The sequence below is a fragment of the Staphylococcus sp. EG-SA-2 genome (genome assembly GCF_017152085.1).
This window is the reverse complement of record NZ_JACYHC010000083.1, coordinates 1-560: the sequence shown is the minus strand read 5'-3', so window position 1 is coordinate 560 and position 560 is coordinate 1. Positions and strand designations below refer to the sequence as shown.

1 pseudogene is annotated in these 560 nt (G+C 32.9%); it reads right to left on the bottom strand.

The annotated features are described in order from the left end of the window. Positions 1 to 560, bottom strand: a pseudogene (locus IDG60_RS00665) (DUF1542 domain-containing protein); the annotation flags it as partial.

The window sequence follows — 560 nt, the reverse complement described above, 5'->3', positions numbered from 1 at the left end:
CTTGAGCTTTCGCTTTTTCAACTTCAGCAGTTGTTGTTGCATCAGTAATACCTTGTTTAGCTTGATCTGTAATTTGTTTAATCATTGCTAATGCTTCAGTTTTTTCTTCAGCAGTTAACTGGTCACTTTGATCAATAGATTCTTTCGTATCTTCTGCTTTAACTTCAATAGCTTGGTTCGCTTTAGGTTTAACAGTAGCATCTACTTGAATAGCATCAATTGCTGCTTTACCTTGTGTTAATGCATCATCAACGTCACCATTATCCACACCATTATTAATGCTTTCTAATGCAGTTTGAACATTTTGGTCAACTTGCTTAATTGCTTATTGCTTTTCATCTTGTGTTGCATTAGTGTCAGCTGAAATATTATTTTTCTTCTGATCTGCATAAGCATATAAATCTGTTGTAGCTGATTCTTTTTTACCTGTTGGAATTGTGTAATCGTTAATATTATCTAAGTCATTATGAATTTGAACTTCAATGTCATCTTTAGAAGTAGCTTGATTAACATTTTGATCCGCAGTTTGTTTTAATTCAGCAAGTTTTTGTTTCGCTTCA